18 protein-coding genes and 2 pseudogenes are annotated in these 20,404 nt (G+C 68.3%); 13 read left to right on the top strand and 7 right to left on the bottom strand.

Annotated elements, in window-relative coordinates:
* The first annotated feature begins 97 nt into the window (after positions 1 to 97).
* A complete protein-coding gene (locus ACH34Q_RS05640) occupies positions 98 to 445 on the top strand; it encodes a hypothetical protein (RefSeq protein ID WP_395981672.1) in 348 nt (115 codons plus the stop codon).
* A 294-nt stretch (positions 446 to 739) separates the two neighbouring features.
* The gene (locus ACH34Q_RS05635) at positions 740 to 1,513 is read left to right on the top strand and encodes an SDR family NAD(P)-dependent oxidoreductase (protein WP_395981671.1); all 774 of its coding nucleotides are present in this window, start codon (positions 740 to 742) and stop codon (positions 1,511 to 1,513) included.
* A gap of 297 nt (positions 1,514 to 1,810) precedes the next feature.
* Here the strand turns inward: ACH34Q_RS05635 and ACH34Q_RS05630 are convergent, their stop codons facing one another.
* Positions 1,811 to 2,095, bottom strand: a complete 285-nt coding sequence (locus ACH34Q_RS05630; protein WP_395981670.1) for a hypothetical protein — start codon at positions 2,093 to 2,095, stop codon at positions 1,811 to 1,813.
* Between the two features lie 86 nt (positions 2,096 to 2,181).
* On the opposite strand from ACH34Q_RS05630, the gene ACH34Q_RS05625 reads away from it, so the two are divergent.
* The 5 genes from ACH34Q_RS05625 (at position 2,182) to ACH34Q_RS05605 (ending at position 7,671) form a co-directional block, all read left to right on the top strand.
* Complete coding sequence (locus ACH34Q_RS05625; RefSeq protein ID WP_395981669.1) at positions 2,182 to 2,676, top strand: hypothetical protein; 495 nt, start codon at positions 2,182 to 2,184, stop codon at positions 2,674 to 2,676.
* Between the two features lie 455 nt (positions 2,677 to 3,131).
* Entirely contained in the window at positions 3,132 to 5,891 is a 2,760-nt protein-coding gene (locus ACH34Q_RS05620) for an AAA family ATPase (RefSeq protein ID WP_395981668.1), read from the top strand.
* Between the two features lie 158 nt (positions 5,892 to 6,049).
* Positions 6,050 to 6,211, top strand: coding sequence for a hypothetical protein (locus ACH34Q_RS05615; RefSeq protein WP_395981667.1), 162 nt, complete (start codon positions 6,050 to 6,052; stop codon positions 6,209 to 6,211).
* 206 nt (positions 6,212 to 6,417) lie between these two features.
* Positions 6,418 to 7,317 carry a DUF4158 domain-containing protein gene (locus ACH34Q_RS05610; protein WP_395981666.1) on the top strand — a complete coding sequence of 300 codons (900 nt, stop codon included), beginning with the start codon at positions 6,418 to 6,420 and terminating at the stop codon, positions 7,315 to 7,317.
* Between the two features lie 69 nt (positions 7,318 to 7,386).
* Positions 7,387 to 7,671: a hypothetical protein gene (locus tag ACH34Q_RS05605; RefSeq protein WP_395981665.1), complete on the top strand. Its 285-nt coding sequence runs from the start codon at positions 7,387 to 7,389 to the stop codon at positions 7,669 to 7,671.
* A 95-nt stretch (positions 7,672 to 7,766) separates the two neighbouring features.
* Here the strand turns inward: ACH34Q_RS05605 and ACH34Q_RS05600 are convergent, their stop codons facing one another.
* Positions 7,767 to 8,681 carry a LysR family transcriptional regulator gene (locus ACH34Q_RS05600; RefSeq protein ID WP_395981664.1) on the bottom strand — a complete coding sequence of 305 codons (915 nt, stop codon included), beginning with the start codon at positions 8,679 to 8,681 and terminating at the stop codon, positions 7,767 to 7,769.
* Positions 8,682 to 8,720: 39 nt separating this feature from the next.
* Here ACH34Q_RS05600 and ACH34Q_RS05595 point away from each other — a divergent pair, with 39 nt between their 5' ends.
* Together ACH34Q_RS05595 and ACH34Q_RS05590 are read left to right on the top strand one after the other, a co-directional pair.
* Entirely contained in the window at positions 8,721 to 9,635 is a 915-nt protein-coding gene (locus tag ACH34Q_RS05595; RefSeq protein WP_395981663.1) for an NAD(P)H-binding protein, read from the top strand.
* Positions 9,632 to 10,198: a DUF1772 domain-containing protein gene (locus ACH34Q_RS05590; protein WP_395981661.1), complete on the top strand. Its 567-nt coding sequence runs from the start codon at positions 9,632 to 9,634 to the stop codon at positions 10,196 to 10,198. Before ACH34Q_RS05595 ends, ACH34Q_RS05590 begins: the two co-directional genes overlap by 4 nt.
* 1,114 nt (positions 10,199 to 11,312) lie before the next feature.
* Here ACH34Q_RS05590 and ACH34Q_RS05585 read toward each other — a convergent pair.
* A complete protein-coding gene (locus ACH34Q_RS05585; RefSeq protein ID WP_395981660.1) occupies positions 11,313 to 11,723 on the bottom strand; it encodes a hypothetical protein in 411 nt (136 codons plus the stop codon).
* Positions 11,724 to 12,198: 475 nt separating this feature from the next.
* On the opposite strand from ACH34Q_RS05585, the gene ACH34Q_RS05580 reads away from it, so the two are divergent.
* Both ACH34Q_RS05580 and ACH34Q_RS05575 read left to right on the top strand, forming a co-directional pair.
* Positions 12,199 to 12,624 (top strand): hypothetical protein, encoded by a 426-nt coding sequence (locus ACH34Q_RS05580; protein ID WP_395981659.1) that lies wholly within the window; start codon positions 12,199 to 12,201, stop codon positions 12,622 to 12,624.
* 557 nt (positions 12,625 to 13,181) lie between these two features.
* Entirely contained in the window at positions 13,182 to 13,928 is a 747-nt protein-coding gene (locus ACH34Q_RS05575; RefSeq protein ID WP_395981658.1) for a hypothetical protein, read from the top strand.
* A gap of 69 nt (positions 13,929 to 13,997) precedes the next feature.
* Here the strand turns inward: ACH34Q_RS05575 and ACH34Q_RS05570 are convergent, their stop codons facing one another.
* Positions 13,998 to 14,567 (bottom strand): hypothetical protein, encoded by a 570-nt coding sequence (locus ACH34Q_RS05570; protein ID WP_395981657.1) that lies wholly within the window; start codon positions 14,565 to 14,567, stop codon positions 13,998 to 14,000.
* 766 nt (positions 14,568 to 15,333) lie between these two features.
* On the opposite strand from ACH34Q_RS05570, the pseudogene ACH34Q_RS05565 reads away from it, so the two are divergent.
* Positions 15,334 to 16,431: pseudogene (locus tag ACH34Q_RS05565) on the top strand (IS3 family transposase).
* Positions 16,432 to 16,658: 227 nt separating this feature from the next.
* On the opposite strand, the gene ACH34Q_RS05560 reads toward ACH34Q_RS05565, so the two are convergent.
* Complete coding sequence (locus ACH34Q_RS05560; protein WP_395981656.1) at positions 16,659 to 17,216, bottom strand: hypothetical protein; 558 nt, start codon at positions 17,214 to 17,216, stop codon at positions 16,659 to 16,661.
* A gap of 292 nt (positions 17,217 to 17,508) precedes the next feature.
* Between ACH34Q_RS05560 and ACH34Q_RS05555 the strand changes: the two are divergent.
* Positions 17,509 to 17,727 (top strand): annotated as a pseudogene (locus ACH34Q_RS05555) (transposase); the annotation flags it as partial.
* A 797-nt stretch (positions 17,728 to 18,524) separates the two neighbouring features.
* Here the strand turns inward: ACH34Q_RS05555 and ACH34Q_RS05550 are convergent.
* Both ACH34Q_RS05550 and ACH34Q_RS05545 read right to left on the bottom strand, forming a co-directional pair.
* Complete coding sequence (locus tag ACH34Q_RS05550) at positions 18,525 to 19,517, bottom strand: transketolase family protein (protein WP_395981655.1); 993 nt, start codon at positions 19,515 to 19,517, stop codon at positions 18,525 to 18,527.
* Positions 19,514 to 20,386, bottom strand: coding sequence for a transketolase (locus ACH34Q_RS05545; protein ID WP_395981654.1), 873 nt, complete (start codon positions 20,384 to 20,386; stop codon positions 19,514 to 19,516). The genes ACH34Q_RS05550 and ACH34Q_RS05545 overlap by 4 nt, the downstream gene beginning before the upstream one ends.
* Positions 20,387 to 20,404 lie beyond the last annotated feature (18 nt).

Genomic DNA, 20,404 nt, shown 5'->3' with positions numbered 1-20,404 from the left:
GAACGAAAGATGTCCGGACGCACCCGGAGATGGGGTCGTACTCGCAGCAGCGCATCGCGTCCTGTTCGGCGAGTCGCCAGAGAGAGTGGGAACGCTCATGAACGCAGTGGACGAGGAATTCTTGCTGGGCCTGGCTGGTGTGTCGGCCACGCTTTTGGGAACCTTCATCGTCGGGGTGTTCTTCTACATCGACTCCGACATGCATCGCCGGTTGGCCAGTTCTCAAGCAACGGACGTGTACCTCCGATCCGGCACGCGATGGGTCTTCACCGCATACTCGATCCCTCTGTTTGTCCCGCTCCTCCTGGCGGCGGTGGACCCCACTCTGGGGCGCGATCGCGTTCGCCGTCCTCGGCATGGTCCTGACCATATTGACCGTGGATACCGGACGTCGCACCCTGGCCAGTGGCAGATCGGGCATGTCCCATGCATTCGTGATCGATGAGTGGGCGACGAGCGCAGCCGTCCTGGCCGCCATGATCCTGCCCTGGGCCCTCGGCGGGTGGATACCGCGACCCGCCGAGTTCGCCCCCTCGTTGCTCCTCCTTCTCGCGTCCGGATTTGCGAGCACAGCCGCACTGGTCATGGCTCAGTTCGACGCGACCAGGGCGAGTGACACCACCACTCGCGGCCCAGCGAGAATCACAGCGGCCGAGGGCCTGCTGATCGTCGCGGGATGTGCCGTCAACCGCCGCAGTGACTCCAGCGCGGCAATGCCACAACAACGGAAGGCGTCACCATGACCACGCAAAGACCGCCAGTCGCCATCATCACCGGCGCCGGAAGCACGCAGGGAATCGGTTTCGCGGCGGCACGTCTGCTCGGCGCCAGCGGAACTCAGGTGGTGATCACGTCGACGACGAACCGCATCTTCGGAAGAGTCTCAGAGCTGCGCGCCGTGGGTATCCGCGTGGAAGGGGTGATCGCCGACCTCACCGATCAGGCCGGCGTGGACGCCGTCGTCGCGTGCGCACTGGACTCGTTCGGCGGCGTGGACATCCTCGTCAACAACGCCGGGATGACTGCCGTGTCCAGCTCGTACGGCTCGGGTGCGACCGACGGACTTCCCCTCGACCACTGGCATGCCTCGCTGGATCGGAATCTGACCACGACGTTCCTCATGACCCGCGCCGTCCTGGGCCACATGCGGGCTGCCGGCTACGGCCGTATCGTCAACGTGTCCTCGGTGTCAGGGCCCGTCGCCGCCTACGGCGGCGACGTCGCGTACCACGCGGCGAAGGCCGGCGTTGTCGGACTGACGCGCTCGACGGCGATCGACACGGCCGCGGCGGGCGTCACGGTGAACGCGGTCGCTCCGGGGTGGATCGACACCGCATCCGCCTCCGACCACGAGCGGAAGATGGGCGCGGCGACACCCGTCGGCCGGTCCGGCACCGCAGACGAGGTGGCGTACGTGATCGCGTTCCTCGCCGGCGAAGGCGCGTCGTACATAACGGGTCAGCTGATCACGGTCGACGGAGCCAACTCCATCAGCGAGGAGCGCGGGCGTTAACACCCTCAGTCATGCCGCCGCCTCGCCTCTCCGAGCCGTGGCGTCCTCCTCCGCCGACGCGCGACGACGTCCGTGTCAGCCGAGCGCGGTGATGCGATGGGTCGCGGGACCGCCCCGGTGCCCGGCGCAGACCTGAGCAGCTCCGCGCCGGGCACCGGGAGGATCTGGCGGACGGTGGCGGGGCGGCGGCGCAGCACGACCACCCTTCCAGCGCCGAGCAGGGCCAGCGCGGCGGCGGCCGCAATCCCCCTGGCGTCGCCGGTGGTGGCCGGCGACCCGCCATCGTGGCCGCCGCCGTCACCGGCCGCGGGCGGCTGGGTCGGCTCGGTTGTGACGGCTTGCGTAGGAGAACACCATCGTGGAAATGCCCTCTTCGATGGCGATCGCGCGGCCACCGTCCTCGGCCTCATCGATAGCGGGGTCGGACTTGCGCTTGCGTCTCATGAGCGATCTCATCACCGGCGACCAGCCGAGGACCGCGGCGTAGGAGAGATGGAAGACGTCGTGCATGCGGGTAGTCGTCGTCGACGTCCGCCGGGAGTTGACTGCGGTAGCGGCGCACCTTCTCGCCCAACTCGCCATCGTCCATCGAGGCGTCGGCGACGAGGGCGGCGAGCATCTGGGAGCGAGAGACCTGTTCTCCCGCGCGGGCGGCGAGCGCGATCAGGGTGTCCAGGCGTGCGTCGACGGCATCAGGAGACGGCCGGGGGCTGGTCGGCCACGCGGGCGCGGTGCTGCTGCGGACGTGCGCGGACCGCACCGGGCTGACCTGCGCTTTGTCGGCGGTGATGCCCTACAGCCAGGCCGCCGGGTGGTGGGACCGGGGGCGTGACCATGGCAGGCACGGCGGTGGCGATCGTGCCGGGGCGGTGAACCTGTCCGACGTCGAACGGCTCTGGGCGCAGCAGGCCGCGGTGTTCGGCGTCCCGGCCTCGGACTCCACCATCGGCCGGACCCAGGCCGCGGTCGACGACGACCTGGCGGCAAAGGTCGCCAGGGCACGGGCGCGCGTCCGCCGGCACGTATGGAGCCTGCTCCATCTGCGGCCGGGCGGGTTCCCGTGGCCGGTGGTGGCCGGGAAACGGCTGACCGGCTGGATCGTGATCGACATCGACGCCACCCTGATCACCGCGCACTCGGGCAAGGACGGAGCGGCCGTGTAGAAGGTCGGCGTCCGCGTCGGCAAGACCCCCAGCGAGACCGCCGTCCTGATGCGGGAGATCATGAAGAACCTCTGACCTCCCGAAAGACGCCCGAGCCGACCGACGGCCGGGCGTCTTTCGCCGTTGTGTCCGAAACGTGCTCATCGGCGTGGCTCCCAGTCGTTCCTTTCGCTTCTACGGGCGTCCGTGACGTGTCAGCCGAGGTCGCTCCTCGGCCCGGGGAGCCCCCGCTCCCCCGGGCCGAGGAAGTACGACAGCCCGGCCGGCCCTTGTTGTGCGACATACTTGTGTTGCCGTGTCATCAGGTTCGCGCACGATCCAGCGCCTTCGCGTCGGTGAAAACCCGATGTCGTACCCGACCGTCCGCACTCACTGGGGCGAGCCGAGTAGGCACAAACGTTGTTCGCATAAGTGAGAATCACGTAGTCGGGGCTTGCTGGGACAAGGAGCAGGGCGTGGTGGTGGACCTTGTGGGCCGGCGCGTGGAGCGTGAGGCGGTCGAGCACCTGCTCAAAGAGGCTCGCGCCGGGCGCAGCGGGTCGCTGGTGGTGCGAGGGGAAGCCGGCATCGGCAAGACCGCGCTGCTCGAGCATGCTCGCGCCCTCGCGTCCTCATCAGGGTTTCGTGTGGCGAGCGCGGTCGGAGTCGAGTCCGAGGCGCAGTTCGCCTTCGGTGGCCTTCACCAGCTGTGCGCGCCACTCCTCGACAGGGCAGAGTTCCTGCCCGACCCGCAACGCGCCGCCTTGAACGTCGCGTTCGGACAGCAGGCAGGCCCTGCCCCAGACCGGTTCCTCATCGGGCTGGCCGTCCTGAACCTGCTGGCCGAGGTCGCCGAAGACGGCCCAATGCTGTGCCTCATCGACGATGCACAGTGGTTGGACGAAGGGACCGCACAGGTGATGGCGTTCGCGGCGCGACGGGTCGCGGCCGAGCGCCTGGCCATGATGATCCTGCTGCGCGACCCCACCGACAACCTCGATCCCAGCTTGTTCGCGGGGTTGCCTGAGCTTCGCGTGGACAGACTCAGCCCACCGGAGGCGTGGGCGCTGCTGGCCGCCGCGGTGCCCACACCGCTGGACGAGCAGGTCCGGGAACGGATCCTCGCTGAGGCGCGAGGCAATCCGCTCGCATTGCTGGAGCTGCCCCGCAGCGCCTCACCGACTCATTTGGCCGGTGGGTTCGCACTTCCTGACGCCATGAGTTTGCCGCTCAGGATCGAGGCCATGTTTCAGCGCCGCTCACGCAACCTGCCCGTCGAGACACAGCTGCTGTTGCTGGTCGCGGCGGCCGAGCCCACCGGTGACGCGGAGCTCTTGTGGCGCGCCGCCACGGAGCTGGGAATCGCTCGCGAGTCGGGCGCGCCGGCGGAGGCCGCCGGCTTGGTCACGATCGATACGCAAGTGCGGTTTCGGCATCCGTGTGTGCGCTCGGCGGTCTATCGAGCCGCCAACCCACCAGATCGCCGTCGTGCGCACGCAGCGTTGGCTGCCGCCACCGAATCTCGGACCCACCCCGACCGGAAGGCCTGGCACAGTGCCCAGGCGGTGCAAGGCACCGACGAGGAAGCCGCCGCCGGACTGGAGCGATCGGCCGGTCGGGCGCGCGCCCGAGGCGGTCTCGCAGCCGCAGCCGCGTTCCTCCAGCAGGCCGCCGACCTGACCCCCGAGCCCGCTGATCGTGCGAGGCGGGCGCTGGAAGCCGCATCCGCCAAGCACGAAGTAGGCGACTCCGCCGGGGCTCTGGCGCTGCTGGAGGTCGCCGCGGCCGGGCCGCTGAACGCACTGCAGAGCGCCCGCAGCAAGTTGTTGCGTGCCCAGCTCGCGTTCCACCTGACCCGCCGCGGCGAAGTGCCCGGACTGCTGCTGGACGCCGCGAGGACGCTCGCCCCCCTGGACGCCGCCCTGTCGCGCGAGACCTACCTGCAATCGCTCGACGTGACAATGATCATCGGCGGGCGGAACGACGGACACGCGGTGCGGGAGGTGGCCGAGGCCGCGCGGTCCGCACCCCCACCTGCGGAGCCGCCGACTCCGGCTGACCTGCTGCTCGACGGCTTGGTGGCGATGTACACGCACAGCTACGCGGCGGGAGTTCCTGAGCTCCGCAGCGCGCTTGAGGCCACTTGCCACGATGGAGGACCTGCGCAGGCTCGCGGTTGCGGCGACAGCCGATGGCTGTGGCTAGCCGCCCGCGCGGCGCTGACGCTCTATGACGACGAACTCCTCTACGCGCTGGCGCAACAGAACGTCCGCGTCGCCCGCGAGGCCGGTGCGCTGGCGACCCTTCCCGCGGCACTGCTCTTCTTGGCGTCCGTGTCCGTGCTTGCCGGCGAGTCGGCACGAGCCTCCGAGCTGATCGCCGAGGAGGCTGCGATCACCAACGCCACCGGCGGCATGTCGTTGCTCGTCGCGCCGCTCCTGCTGGCGGCATGGCGCGGGTCGTCGAGCGAGGTCACCGAGTTGCACGCCACCTTCGTCAGGGACGCCACGGCACGCGGGAGCACCAACGAGGTAGCCGTGGCCCAGCACACGCTGGCGGTCCTGCACAACGGCTTGGGCAATTACGCCGAGGCGCTCGACTTTGCGGAGCAGGGGTTCCAGAGCCTCGAACCGCCGCACGTGAACCTGGTCCTCCCCGAGCTCGTCGAGGCGGCGGCTCGGACCGCTCAGCCGGAGCGTGCGGCCTACGCGCTCGAACAGCTCACCTTGCGGGCGACCGCCTCGGACACCCCATGGGGGCTCGGGCTCGCGGCGCGATCGCGAGCGCTCGTCACTACCGGTTCCGAGGCCGAAGAACTCTATCGCGAGGCGATAGAGCAGCTCCGAGGCTGCCGGATGACCGCCTACCTCGCCCGCACCCACCTCGTCTACGGCGAGGCGTTACGCCGCGAAGGTCGCCGTCGCGAAGCGCGCGAGCAGCTCCGCACTGCCCACGACCTGCTGTCCGACATCGGTGCAGAGGCGTTCGCCGCTCGCGCCGCCCGGGAGTTGCGCGCCACCGGCGAGCACCCACGCAAACGCGCCGCCCAACCCACCGATGCCCTCACCCCCCAGGAGCTGCACATCGCCCGGCTGGTAGCCACCGGGGCAACCTCCCGGGAGGTCGCCGCGCAACTGTTCCTGAGCCCCCGCACGATCGAGGCCCACCTGCGCAACATCTTCGGCAAACTCGGCATCACCTCCCGCAGACAGCTGAAGGAGCTGTCTCTTCCCTGACTCGGCAGGCACGAACCGCCTCGATCTGGTTCATGCAGCACCGACTCCGTAGGTCTGAAGGTACGCACACGTAGTCGGTGAGTAGTCGGTGATGTTCACCGACGCGAAGTCATCGCCTCAAGCACCAGGCTCGAAGTACACATGGAGGAGGAATGAGCATGACCACCAGTGACAGCTTCAACCACGGGGTGCCCTGGGAGGACGCCTACGGCTACAGCCAGGCACTCCGCGTGGGCGACACGATCTACATCTCCGGCCAGCTCGCTCACGACTCCCAAGCCTGGTGGGCGAGGGCGACATCGTCAAGCAGTGTGAGGTGATATTCGCGAACCTCGACCGCGTCCTGAAGCACTTCGGCGCAGACCGCAGTCAGGTCATCAAGGGGGGCAGACCAAGTATGAGGTTCCCCCCGTAGCACGGCCACCTGGGGTGAGATGGGTCAGTGTCCGGTCTGTGAGGTGTGGGCTGATCGCTGACGGTTACGGTGCGTGGGTTCTGGATCTGGTCGGCCGGAGAGGAGCCCGCGTTGACGTCGATCGAGCGCACCGCTTATCCGCAGTTCAAGAGGTTGACCTCGGCTCGGGTGCTGCACGTGTTCTTCACCCCGACGGGTGAGGAGATCGGGTGGGCGCGGGCCCGGACCGCGAGCCCCGAGGCGTTGTTCGCGCTGGTGCTGGAGCTGAAGTGCTTTCAGAAGATGGCGCGTTTCTGCGGGCTGGAGGAGATCCCGGAGGTGGTCGTCGACCACGTGCGGCGGTGTCTGGAGCTGGGCGGGGAGGTCGAGCCTGATCACGGGGCGGGGCGGACGGCCAAGGCGCATCGCAAGCAGGTCCGGGCGCGGCAGGGCGTGAAGTACGACCAGCGCCGGGCGCGGGCGCTGGCGGCCGGTGCGATCCGCGAGGAGGCGCTGGTGAAGAACCATCCGCCGGACCTGATCAACGTGGCGTTGGAACGGCTGATCGAGGCGTCGCTGGAGTTGCCGGCGTTCTCCACCCTGGATCGGATGGCGACCACCATCCGCGCCGAGGTCAACGCCGGGATCTTCGCCCGCGTCGCCGCCCGGACGGGGCCTGAGGGGCGGCAGCGGCTGGAAGCGCTGCTGACGACGGGTGGGCCGGGCGGCGCCTCGATGTTCAACCGGTTGAAGAAGCCGGCTCAGCGGGCGTCCTGGTCGCAGTTCAAGGCCCAGGCCGAGTACCTGGACCAGGAGGACGCGCTCGGCGACACCGGCGCGTGGCTGGAGGGGATCGCGCCCAGCAAGGTCGCCGACTTCGCCGGGGAGGCCGCCGCGCAGGACGTCGACACCCTGTCGCGGTACGAGCCGGTGAACGGCTGGCGCTGGTGGCGTGCCTGGTGCACACCGCGCGGACGCGGGCCCGCGATGACCTGGCCGAGATGCTGTGCAAGCGGGTGGCGGGCAACCTGAAGAAGGCCCGCAGGGGAACCTGCGCTCAAGCGCCGCCGCGGCACCGGCACCCCGCAGGCGGCCGAGCAGATGGCCGAGGCGATCGCCCGCCGGATGCCCGAGCGGTCACTGCTGGGCATCGTGGCGCGGACCGCGCACTGGCTGGGCTGGCACCACCACTTCGGCCCGGCCTCGGGCTCGGACCCCAAGATCTCCGACCCGCTGGACCGGTACGCCATGGCGGTGTGCACCGGCGGGGTGAACAGCAGGCCCGCTCCGGCGGCGGCGCGCACGGACAACCGTGGCGACCACATCAGCATGGCCAGCCCCGCAACGATCAGGAAGATGAACCCCGTGAGCGAGCGGGGCCGCTGAGGCGGCAACAGCTGAGCACGTGCGCCCGGACCAGCGCGGCACGGATCGTGGTCGACGCACGTGGACCAAGGCCAGCGCGGTGGATCACGTGGTCCCTATGGAAGGGCGGCCGGGGGGTGTGGGGTGAGGGCGGTCAGTGTCTGGGCTGCCTCGCTGAAGGCGCGGACTCGGGTGGTCTCGCCGTTGTTGCGCCAGCTCAGGGCCCATTCGAAGGGCGCCGCATCGTGGATGGGAACGTAGGCCACATCGGGCCGCGCGTAGAACTGGGCGGCCTGGACGGGGACGGGATAGGTGCCCTTGCCCGCGCCGACCAGGGCGAGCATCTCCTCGGTCGTGGCGAACGCCGGACCGCGGACCAGCGGCCTGCCGTCAGCGGTCTGCGCGGGCACCAGCGACGCATCCCAATAGTCCGGAAGTGTCAGCGGCGCGCGGAGCAGGGTCGTGCGAGCCAGGTCCTGGAAGGAGATCGCATCACGACCGGCGAAGGGGTGGCGGGCCGACACGGCCAGCACCAGTGCCTCCCTGGCCAAGACCGGCCCCACGGTGAGGTCGACCTCGATGACGGGAAGCGCGACGAACAGCACGTCGACCTCGTCCCGGCGGAGCAGGTCGAGGCCGTCGCCGTACTGGCTTTCCTTGATCCGCACCTCGCAGTCCGGGTGCCGGTCCTGGAACACCTTGGCCGCCTCCATGATGAAGCGGCCCGCCGCCGCGCCCACGAATCCCACTCCCAGCGATCCGCTGACGCTGCGACCGGCGGCGACCGCTCGCGCGAAGCCGGCCTGGATCAGCTCGTAGCCCGGCGCGATGTCATCGCGGAGCCGCTGCCCGATCGGCGTCAGGGTCACCTTCCGGCTGCTGCGCTCGAACAGCGGCGCCCCGACCTGCCGCTCAAGCTTCTTCACAGCCTTGCTGACCTGGGCAGTCGACACCCGCAGACGTTCGGCCGTCCGGCCGAAGTGCAGTTCCTCGGCCAACGCCAGAAAGATCCGCGCATCCGGCTGCTCCACACCGTTCCCCTTTGATCGTTTCCACTCAGGCAACGAACGTTGCGCAACCGCATGTTGTTCCTGTTCCGCCGTACAGAGATCGTCGAGGTGTTGGCAAAACTTCGATCACCTGGGAGAACTCACATGGCCATGACTCTGGTTCTGGGCGGCTCCGGCAAGACCGGGCGACGTGTTGTTCAGCGGCTGACCGCCAGGGATCTTCCCGTGCGGATCGGCTCGCGCAACGGCGGGCTGCCCTTCGACTGGACTGACCGGGCGAGCTGGGCCCCGGCGTTGCAGGGCGTGACGTCGGCCTACGTGGCGTACTACCCGGACCTGGCGGTCCCGGGCGCCGCGGAGACGGTCGGCGACTTCGCCGCGGTCGCCGTGCGGTCCGGCGTACGTCGGCTCGTGCTGCTGTCGGGCCGGGGCGAACAGGAGGCGCAGACGGCGGAGAAGGCGGTCCAAGCCTCCGGGGCGGACTGGACGATCGTGCGGGCGAGTTGGTTCAACCAGAACTTCAGCGAGAACTACCTGCTGGAGCCCGTGCTGGAAGGCCACGTCCTGCTGCCTGTCGGTGACATCTCCGAGCCGTTCGTGGACGCCGACGACATCGCCGACGTGGCGGTCGCGGCGCTCACCGAAGAGCGGCACGCCGGTCAGACCTATGAGGTCACCGGTCCTGCTCTGCTCACCTTCGCCGACGCTGTCGGCGCCATCGCCTCGGCGGCCGGCCGCGACATCACCTTCACCTCGATCCCCGCGGCAGACTACGCCGCCGCAGTGAGCGCCGAGGGCGTGCCCGCCGAGATCGTCGAGTTGCTCGGCTACCTGTTCACCACCGTCATGGACGGCCGCAACGCCCACCTCGGCGACGGCGTGCAACGCGCACTGGGCCGCGCACCGCGCGACTTCGCCGACTACGCTCGCGACACCGCGGCCACCGGCATCTGGCGCCAAAAGGACCGCATGTGAAACTCCTGCAGACCGCCGTACTCGTCGCCTGCACCATCAGCACCGGTCTGATGGCCGGGCTGTTCGCGGCCTTCGCCTACTCGGTGATGCCGGGCCTGAGCCGCTCCTCCGACCGCACGATGGTCGAGGCGATGCAGAACATCAACAAGGCCATCATCAACCCCACCTTCATGGTCCTCTTCATGGGATCGATCCCGCTCGTAGCCCTCGCGGGCGTCCTGGCCTGGCGCGGGTACGGCAGGCCCGCGCTACCTTGGATCATCGCCGCGCTCGTGCTCTACCTGGTGGCCTTCCTCATCACCAGCGGCGTCAACGTCCCGCTGAACGACCGACTCGCCAAGGCTGGGGACGCACAACACATCAAGCACCTCGCCGCTGTACGCGAACAGTTCGAGAGCACCTGGGTGTTCTGGAACACCATCCGTGCCCTCGTCCACACCACCGCGTTCGGCTGTCTGGCCTGGGCCCTGATCGTGTTCGGCGCCGACCGCCCGGCTTCGGTAAGCCAGCAGACATCACCGGCGACCACCCCCCACGAAATGCACCAAACCTCGGCCGACTGACCTCCTCCACGCCGGCAACACGACCTCGGCAAGTGTCAGAACATTTTGAGTGGCACTCAACAAAGATCAGCCGGGCGTGGGCCTCATCGGCACCGATGGGGCCCACGCCCGCAGGAGGGGGCCAGTTGAAGGCAAGCCTGGCGGTCGTCGAACGTGGTCGAGATCTCCTCGGAGTTGTTGTAGCCGGCGGACAGCCAGTAGCAGCAAGAACGATCATGGTGTGGCGGGGTCTGGAGGGCTTCAATACTGTCAACAGCAAGCAGAAGGCGCTTCGCGACGGCTTGCTGTTGAAGGGGAGTCGTGGCACTAACCCCGGTTCATCGTTCCACTAATACGGCCTCGGGGAACAACGGAACAGCCATTAGCGCTAACGGCTTGATCATGCAGGTGATCTGGTGGCCGTTCAGCCACCGGAGCACACCGGCGGTGACGATGGCGCGGCAGGACATAAGCGCCGCGGTCCGAGACGGCGACGGCGTTGGTGGCGTCCCAGCCCCACCCCTCTTCAGGTGGCGGTGGCCGGGGTGATCCTCCAGGGGATCACGATCATCACGATGATCGTCGTGGCTGTCCTGACCAACTAGGACCAGGACAACCGGAAAGGGCCCAGGGCGGCTGCCCTGGACCCTCACCGTACGGACGTGCCGAGGGGTCGGCCTCCACCAGCAAAGCAAAAGGGCCGGCCCCTCATCCATGCCACGAGCGGGAGCGCTAAGCACACCCACAATTCCCATGTTAAGACAGGGGACGTACCGTGTCTTGGCGTCGAGTGGCCCGGGCCGTATTCGCTGGTTAGGTCGCGGCCGCGGGGACGTTGACGAGGATCCAGCTGGAAGTCCCCGCCGAGTGGGCTCACCGACCGGATGGACCACCTCTGGAGCACGGTCGGTAGCCAGATCGTGCTGGAGCGGCCGCCCACCAAGGTCATCCGTATCGAGACCGGGACAGCATTTATGTGAGACCGGGCGAGCCGGAAACAATCACCCGCGATCGGGCGGGGCCGGGCACGGCCCGGCACACCCGGTGGGGTTTTGCCACATCTGCGGCACCCCCACGCGCGGGCGCGCGTGAGGGAGATGCGGGCGCGGGGAAACCCCGAGGGAACCCGGTTCGCTCAGCCAGTTCGGCCGGCCCACCGCTCGTGCGCGGATTGGCGCGTCATCCAGGCGGCCTTCCCGATCTCGGTCCAGGAGCTGCCCGCCTCGCGCGCGGCCCGGACGGCGTCGTCGAGCCGGCGCTGCGCCTCGGCCACCGCGGCGTGCTCGGCGCGGACCAGCTCCAGCGCCTCCAGTGGCCGCACGTGGTCGTGCCACTCGCGGTGGACGGCCTGCTCCACCTCGGTGGGCGCGTCGCCCCACCGCTGGCCGTCGACCAGGTCGCCGTCGATCAGGGTCGGGTCGTGGATCCGGCGGGCCGTGAGGTCGTGCTCGGCCGGGTCGGTCACCCGCTCCCACAGCTGGCCGCGCCAGCCGCACGCGCAGTGCCCGCGCCAGCCGATCGCCGTCCGACCGGCCAGGTCGGCCACCTGCGGCGGCGGTGGCCACCGCGCGGGCCCGGGCGGCCAGGCCGGTCTCCCAGCGGTGCCCGTCGGCCAGCGCGGCGGCATCGTGGGGCAGCTGGCACATCTCCACCACCACCTCGGCCAGCGCACGCTCGGCGGCCTGGACGCCGGTGTAGCCGGCCCCGGCGATCCGGTCGGACATCTGTGTGGCGGAGGTGAGCTCATCGACAACGCTGGGTGCCGATTCGTCCAGCATCTTCTGATCTCTCGACACTCCAGGGCTCGACAGCACCAGCCCCACCAGGGTCGTTGGCGGTCTGCGGGGGAGTGCACGCAGACGAAAGACAGGGCTTGGTGTCGGCGCGCACTCTCCAGCGAGGAAGGCCGAATGGCTGGAGACGCCAGGAGCGGATGTGGACTGGCTGTCGAGCAACTGGCCGTTTGGTCGGCACGCGCTCACACGTCGGCTCTTCGGAGCACGGCCAGCCAAGGAGGACGGATGAAGGTCAAGGTCACCCCGAAGATCCCGGTGCGACTGCTCGCCATCGGCGCGCTTGCTGCACCGGCGATCCTGACCGCGAGCCCGAACGCCCACGCGACGGTCACCTCGAGTCCGGCGCACACCATTCAGCTCAAGGAATGCGGAGATCACGGCTCCAGCGACAACGTGACGATCTACAGCTACTGCGATGGCAACGGCTACCAGGTGTGGGCGGAGTTCAGACACACGGACGTGGTCGACGGACATCTCGACGTCTGGGGGCCGAACCTCCCGCGGCGCAGCTCGCCGAACGGTTACTGGCCGGCGGGTACGGACACGCAACGCTGGCGCGCAGAAGGCAATGGGACGGCATGCGCGGAAGGCTGGTCACGCGTCGCCGGAAAATGGAGGTCGGTGGGACTGCCCTGCGTGACAATCTCCTGACCAGCGGTACCGGCGGCCGCGGACATCCGACCGGCGGTTATCCCCAGTTCGCCGGACCTCTTCCGGCCGGCGGCGGGACGACACCGTCGTGCCAGGCGGCCAGGGCACCGACGGCGGCGGTGCGGGTGCGCCATAGGTTGTCCTCGGCGGCCCGGCCGGAGTCGTCGGGGTGCGGGTGACGCGGAACGGCGGGTAGGAGCGGCGGGTGGGATCGCCGGCGGTGGCGCGCCACCGCCGGCGGCCGTCGTGGTCGTCGCGGGCCACGGTCCCGGCGATCTGGCCGTCCGGGGCGGTCAGCCTCCAGGCGCCACCTTGGCCCTGAGGCCCACGTTCGGGAGAAGACCGCCATCCCGGCAGACCTTCCACGAGCAGATCGGCGTGCGTACCAAAAGTCCCAAAAGTCCGCCGATCATGTACCAATGGCCGTACGTTCACCGCCTCCCGGATGCGGCTGGAGTCAGTAAGGTCTTGGGCATGGCGGACTTCCCACGCTTGCCCGGGACGCAGCGGGCTTACTACGCCCGATTCGGCCCGGTCAGCCGGGCAGCGCACCGCGGATGAGTCGGGGCCGCGCAGAGCGGGCCGTCTCGCGCCGGCTGCGGGCCGCCGAACGCAAGTTGGCGGCCGCCCAGCGGGAGCGGCAGGCCGCCGAACACACGGTTGATCGATCCCGGTCCGCCGAGCGCGATGTGCGGGCTGCGTGCGACGTGGGCCCCGGCGGCGCCGATGGCGGCCCGATTCGCGACGGCGGCGGGTGGGAATGGCTGGCCGAGGCGCGCGCCATGCGGGCCGCCAGCCGTCGGCGCCGGGCCGCCGAGCGCGACCTGTGGGCTGCCGAACGCCGGGTGTACCGCGCTGAAGTCAAGGTTGCCGGGCTGCGCTGCGGTGCCCCCGCCGACGGATACTCGTCCTGGGTGGTCCTTCGCCTGACTCCCGAGCAACAGGCCGTCGCACGTGAGCTGGCGGCCATCGAACTAGAGCACACCATCTTGTGGTACCAGGTCCTCGCGCTAGCGCGCGAGGCCGCCAAGCGGGAGCTGGAGGCCGCCGAACGCGAACTACGGGACATCCAGCGCGCCGGGCCCGTTGGCGGGCACGAGATCAGGGCAGCCGAGCACGAGCTGGCGGCAGCCAAGCACGCGTTCGTCCTCGCCGAGGGCGACTTCCGCTGGGTGCAGTACCGGCTCGGCGTGATCTCGCCGGAGCGGGAACGCCAATTGCGCGCCGAGCGTCTGGCCCGGGGGACCGGCCAACCCGCTGACCAGGACAAGGAGTTCTGGTCTCGATACTGGGGCCGCGACTGAGTAGTCGCTGGCCGGACGCCACAAGGGGTGCCGTTAAGGATCGCCGCACCAGGGGCGAAGTAGCCACTGTCACTGGAGCACGTAAGGGGCCAGCAGGTCACCCATCCGGGTGGCAGTGGGGATCATCGGTCTTTTCTCCGGTTCTGTCTCGCCACTGCGATCAGGTACATGCCGGGTGACAGGGTCACACCCCCCTTCGCCCACGGCTTTCGCAGAGCCCAGTAGACGGCCGGAACGCGCGTCGTACACCGACAACTGGTACGTGGCCTTGACGAGGTTGTAGAAATACCCGTTCTCGTACCTGCAGCTATTGACGACTTTGGTTTCCCTGTCGGTTTCGGTGAGGCAGGCAACCAGTTGAACGGCGACATCTGGGACAGCGTTCATGTCCGGGCCCTGCTTGAGAAGGCGAGCCACCTCCCCGAGGTCCTGATAATAGTTGTGGATGTAGATCGGCCGCGGGCCGGCGGCGGCGCGCGGGGCCGCTTGCGGGAATGCCTGGGGTGTGCCATCGCACATCTCTTCGTACCTGGGACTGGGGGCCTGGTCCTCGCCGGAAAGAGAGTTCGCGGCCCATGAAAGCCCTCCACCCACCGCGAGGGACGTAACGACGAGCGCGACGGTCAACGCGCGAGACATGCGGCGGCTCCTCGGGGTTAGCGGTCTGCGAGCCGGGGGGGCTCGTCGATGGAGCGGCGGCAGGCGCCTCTACTGCCCTCACGCCGCGGGTGTCTCAATCCTGTGGGCGTGTCCGATCTTTCGCTAGGGCTTCTCACGCTCATCCAGCCGGAAGAACATTTCCAGCTCACCCGGCGACGGCTCCACCGCGAACCGCCCGTACCTGGCGACCTGCTCATCAGACAAGAAATCCACTGGCATGCCCGGCAACGTAGAAGCTGTGACCAGGCCAAACGAGCCAAGTGATCGAACCGAAGCGAAGATCCAGTCGTTGTCGCTACTGGCCGTTCCGATCCTCCCCGCAGGCCCACCGGCGGTGGCCGGTGGATGCCGGGCCGGTCAGCCGAGCACGGCATGGATGCGGACCTGCGCGGCAGTCCAGTTCGAGGGTCAGCAGCGGCACGTGGCGGGTGATGACGCCTGAAAGGTCGCCCCCCGAAAAAGCAGTGATCACAACAGTAGATGCCAATGGTTCTCATTTGAGGCAGCAATGATTATTTACGATAATGTGGGGTCTAGCTGCGTAAATACCGTACAACGCGCGACGCTGGACGTCCGATGGTTGTCTTGAGTCGTCAGAGGTTGTCCTAGGCATCCACCAGGGATGCAAGCGGCGCGGTGGCACGGTGCGCGTGGGGGGCCCGGCCAGGCACGATGGAGTCCACCGGGTTCGGTGAAGTCCTGGAAGCCAGCGTGATCTTGGCTGGCAGGAGGGAGAATCACCGCGATGGCAGCATCACGCAAATACCCCCAGGAACTCCGGGACCGGGCCGTGCGGCTGGCGCTGGAGTCCGATCGTCCGATCGCTCAGATCGCGGCCGATCTGGGCATCCACCGCGAGGCACTGCGTACCTGGGTCCGGCAGGCCCAGGCCGACGCCGGCCGGCGGCCCGAGCAGTTGGCCTCCGCCGAGCGCGAGGAGCTCAAGCGGCTGCGCAAGGAGAACAGCGAGCTGAAGCGGGCCAACGAGATCTTGAAGGCCGCCAGCGCGCTTTTCGCCGCCGAGCTCGGCCAGCCCCGGACGAGGCAGTCATACTGGTCGACCACCTGCGTGACCGCTTCGGGTCGAGCCGGTGTGCCGGGTCCTGAACCTGTGCCCGGGCACCTGCTACGGCCGTGAACGCCGCCCGCCCCCGGCCCGCGCGCAGCGGGATGCGGTGCTGCTCGAGCAGATCACAGACGTCCATCAGGCCTGCACGGCGTGCACCGCCGGGACCGGCAGCGCACCACCACACCGGACCAGACGGCGCCGCGGCCGCCGGACCCGGTCAACCGGAAGTTCACCGCCGACCGACCCGACCGGCTATGGCTGGCGGACATCACCTATGTGCGCACCTGGCAGGGATGGGTGTACGTGGCGTTCGTGCTGGATGCCTTCTCCCGCCGGATCGTGGGCCGGCAACTGGCCGACCACCTGCGCACCGACCTGCCCTTGGACGCACTGGAGATGGCGCTGTGGCAGCGCGGCCGCCAACGGCCGGTGCAGCCCGGCACCCTGATCCATCACTCCGGCCGGGGCTGTCAATACGTCAGCTTCCGCTACACCACCCGGCTCGCCGACCTGGGCGTGACCGCCTCGGTCGGCTCGGTCGCCGACTCGTATGACGACGCGATGACCGAATCGCTCAACGCCACGTTCAAGACCGAGCTGATCCACCGCCGCACCCGGCGCACCCGTGACCAGGCCGAATACGCCATCGTCGAGTGGGTCGGCTGGTACGACCACCGCCGGCTGCACACCGCGATCGGCGACGTCCCACCGGTCGAGTACGAGACCACCTACTACCGTTCACTCAACACACCAGCGCCAACCGGCGCCAGGTAGAACAGACTTCACCAAACCCGGTGGACTCCAGGCCCGGGCGAGGTCGTCCGGACCCGGCGGATCTCGAAGTCGATCGTGTGGAAACCGGGGGGCGATAAACGAAGGTGGCACCCTGTGGCGGCGATTCGGTAGCGCCCCGGCTGGATGGCCGTTGGCTGATCGGCTGTGGGTGGACGGGCTGCCCTCGGTTTCGGCAACTTCAACTGCGCCGGTATCGCCGCACTGGCTTATGTGGATGGTGCAGGCTCCAGCTCGCTGCCCTGCTGTACCAGGACCGTGAGGACGCGTTGCGCCTTGGCCTTGATGTGCGCGGGCAGGTCCTGCAGTGCGTCCGGGTCATCGCAGCCGAAGGCATGGAGGGCGTGGAGGCAAGCGAGGGTCCACTCCTGATGCGGGTTGTTGTCGCCGAGGTGGTCGCGCTGGACCTTGCCGTGGATATACCGGCCAGAGTTTCGGTCTTCGTCTGGCTGGCCCGTGAGTCCATCGAGGTAGTCGAGGTCTTGCTGTTGCGGCATCTCGGTGCGAGAGCGCTGCTGGGAGGTCTGCAGGTACCTGTTGAGGACATCGGGTTCGCAGCCTTCACGGCGCGCGTAGGCGGCGTGGAGACCGACGAGGACGCCGAGGGTGTCCTGGGCGTCGGTGAGTCTGTAGAGCACCATCCGAGGCCATTCCCATTCAGTAGGGGCGTGGCTGTATTGGAGGACGTCCTGCAGCCGATCGGTGGCCTCGGTGACCAGGCCGACGGTGGCTGCGTGGAGCTCGTGCGGCATGAACTCGTTTTTCACGATCGCGACGCTAAGACGCACAGGCCCCCTACCCGATGGCCTTGGCCTACGGTTGGGGGTCCCGTTGCAAAAGTTAGGCAGTTGAGGCCAACAACGATCTCGCCAGCGAGGCGGGGAACCCAGGGGTGCACAGGTGTTGCCCAGGCTGGGCAGCACCTTGACCTCCCCGCTCACAGGCCTCCCCGCTCAGAGGCCTGCCCGTGCATCGCCGGTACGGCGGTCGGTGCCGCGCGGCGGACGGTGAGGTCGAGTTCCGCCGGCTTCCTACAACGCCGAGCACCTGGCCTGGTTACGAAGGCGAGGGATCGTGCCGCGCATCGCCCGGCCCGGAATCGAGTCCGGCGAACGCCTGGGCCGCCACCGCTGGGTGATCGAGCGAACACTGGCCTGGCTGCTCGGCTACCGGCGGCTGACCATCCGCTACGAACGCCACGGCCATCTGTTCACCGCATTTCTCACCCTTGCCGCCGCCATCACCTGCTACAAGAAACTCGCCAGACTCTCCACATGAGACACGCTCTTAGGTGACCGCTGCCGAGGTCATCAGTGACATGAAGATGATGGCTGCATCGAATGCGATTCGCGCCAGCACGTTCAACTCTACCCTCCGCTGGTCTTGCGGTGAGAAGTGGGGACGTTCCGGCATCCGGATTCCTGTCACCAGGATGCCCCGATGCTAACGTCTATGCCCTCATCGTGACAGGAGGAGCATCTCCAGTGCTATCTGGGATATCCCTGACCTTCCCCTGATTTCCCAGGCTGCGTGTCGGTGGCCGGGATGGCCTGCTACCGGCCCGGCGAGGAGGCGGCGCTGTCGCTGGCACCCGGTGGCGCCCTGTGTTCCATGGGGCTGCGGTACTTGCAGCCCGCGCGTGTGGGTCCTGTCGTTGCCACCGCACACCTGAGCCATGGTCTCGGTCGGGCGGAACTGCGTGACTCCGGCAATGGCGACCGCCTCACTGGAATCGCCACGGTCAGAATCGCCCACGGCTAACGGCAACGCCGGTTGGTTAAGATGCCTGGGCAGTTCGAGGCCTTCTCTTGCGCAGTTGGTGGCGATGAAGTGGTGGCTGGTGGATGAGCCGTTGCCGCCGTGGGCCTATCTGCGCGGGGCTGACGATGGCGGACCTGGTCGAAGTGCTTCCCACCGCGCGCCGCGTCGCCGGTTGATCGAGACCGGCACCGCCAGATCTTGCCCATTCGGACATCTGCGCAAACAGTGAAGCCTGTGTTCGCAGGTCAGAGCAGGGATGCGCAGGAGGTCTTCTCCCTCTGGCCGCCAAGCCCGTCAGTCCCCGCCATACCGGATCAGGCGAGTCCGCTGCGTACCGCTTCAACGACACGCTCAGTCGACAGGCCGTAGCGGTCGTGAAGCGTCGGTAGCGCGCCGGCTGCGAGGAACTCGTCCGGAAGCGCTACGGGGCGGATTGCGCGGGGGCTGCCGTTGAAGGCCAGGGCGCTTGCCACGGCTTCGCCGAGTCCGCCGACGACGCTGTGGTTCTCAATGGTCAGCACCAATCGATCCTGGGCACATTCACGGGTAATGGTATCGATGTCGAGCGGCTTGATCGTTGGCACGTGGAGAACTGCAACATCGATGTTGTCGCGCTCCAGGTCCTGTGCGGCCGAGAGAGCACGCATTGTTTGCAGGCCTGTCGATATCAATAGTGTGTCGTTGCCCGGGCGCAGCAGGGATGCGCGGCCGAGTTCAAAGCGGTAGTCATAATCATGCAGTACCTTCGGTACCTTGCCGCGAAGGAGCCGCATGTAGGTCGGGCCCTCATGAGCGGCGAGTGCGGGCACGGCCTGCTCGATGTCTACGGCATCGCAGGGGTCAACGATCGTCAGGCCGGGAATACCGCGCAGGATCGCGACATCCTCGGTCGCCTGATGACTCGGCCCGTAGCCGGAGGTCAGCCCTGGGAGAGCGCCGACGACGTTGACGTTCAGGCCCGGCTCGGCGATGTCGAGGCAGAGGAAGTCGTAGGCGCGGCGGGTCGCGAAGACCGAGTACGTGGAGGCGAATGGCACGAGCCCGACTTCGGCCATCCCGGCTGCGGCACCAAGGAGCAGTTGCTCGGCCATCCCCATCTGGTAGAAGCGGTCGGGGTGCGCTTTGGCGAAGATGTGCATGTCGGTGTACTTGGCCAGGTCGGCGCTCAGGCCGACGATATCGGGTCTTTCCTCGGCGAGATTTGCAAGGGCGTGCCCGAAGGGCGCGCTCACCGTCTCCTGGCCCTCCTCCACGAAGGAGGCGATCATCGCGGAAGTGGTGGGCCTGCGCGTCGAAGTGGTGGTCATCGTGCCTGGGCCTCCAGTTGGTCGCGTGCGATCTGCCACTCGTGTTCTTCGACCCGCATGAAGTGGGCCTTCTCGCGGCTTTCGAGCATGGGAACCCCCTTGCCCACTTTGGTGTCGCAGATGAGCGCAGCCGGGGTGTGAGCGTCGGTGGCAGCGGCGGCGTCGAAGGCGCGGAGCAGATCGGGAATACTGTTGCCGTCCACGCGCTGGGTGTTCCAGCCGAAGGCACGCCACTTGTCCTCTACCGGTTCGATGCGCATGACGCCGTCTGTTGGGCCGTCCGCTTGCAGGGCGTTCACGTCGATGATCGCGGTGAGGTTCCCCAGCCGGTGGTGCGCGGCTGACATCGCCGCTTCCCACGTGGAGCCTTCGTTGAGTTCTCCGTCGGACAGGAGGTTGAAGACACGCGGTGTGTCGTTGCCCTGGTGGCGCAGTCCTAGCGCCATCCCGACCGCGATGCCGAGCCCGTGCCCGAGTGAGCCGCCGCTGATCTCCACGCCGGGGGTGTAGGTGGCCATGGCGGACATCGGCAGCCTGCTGCCATCGGCCCCGTAGGTTTCCAGTTCCGATTCGGCGATGACGCCGGCCTCGGCCAGTGCGGCATAGAGGGCGATCGCGTAGTGCCCGATGGAGAGCAGAAACCTGTCACGGTCGAGGCAGGAGGGGTCTTCGGGGCGAAGACGCAGCTGGTCGGTGTAGGCAACGGCGAGGACGTCGGCGACTCCCAGGGCCTGGCCGATGTAGCCCTGCCCTTGCACCTCGCCCATGTCGAGGGCTCGCCGCCGGATGCGCTTTGCGGCTTCCTGGACCCTCTGGATGCGCTGGGGATCAACCGGCGTAGCGGTGCGCGTATCGATTGTGGTGACCATCTCGGTTCCCTCCGTCCC

It is taken from the genome of Actinomadura sp. 9N407, from assembly GCF_044326315.1.
In the GTDB taxonomy this organism is placed as follows: Bacteria; Actinomycetota; Actinomycetes; order Streptosporangiales; family Streptosporangiaceae; genus Spirillospora.
Note: the sequence above shows the minus strand (reverse complement) of the source record. Positions and strands in the feature narration are given on the sequence as shown.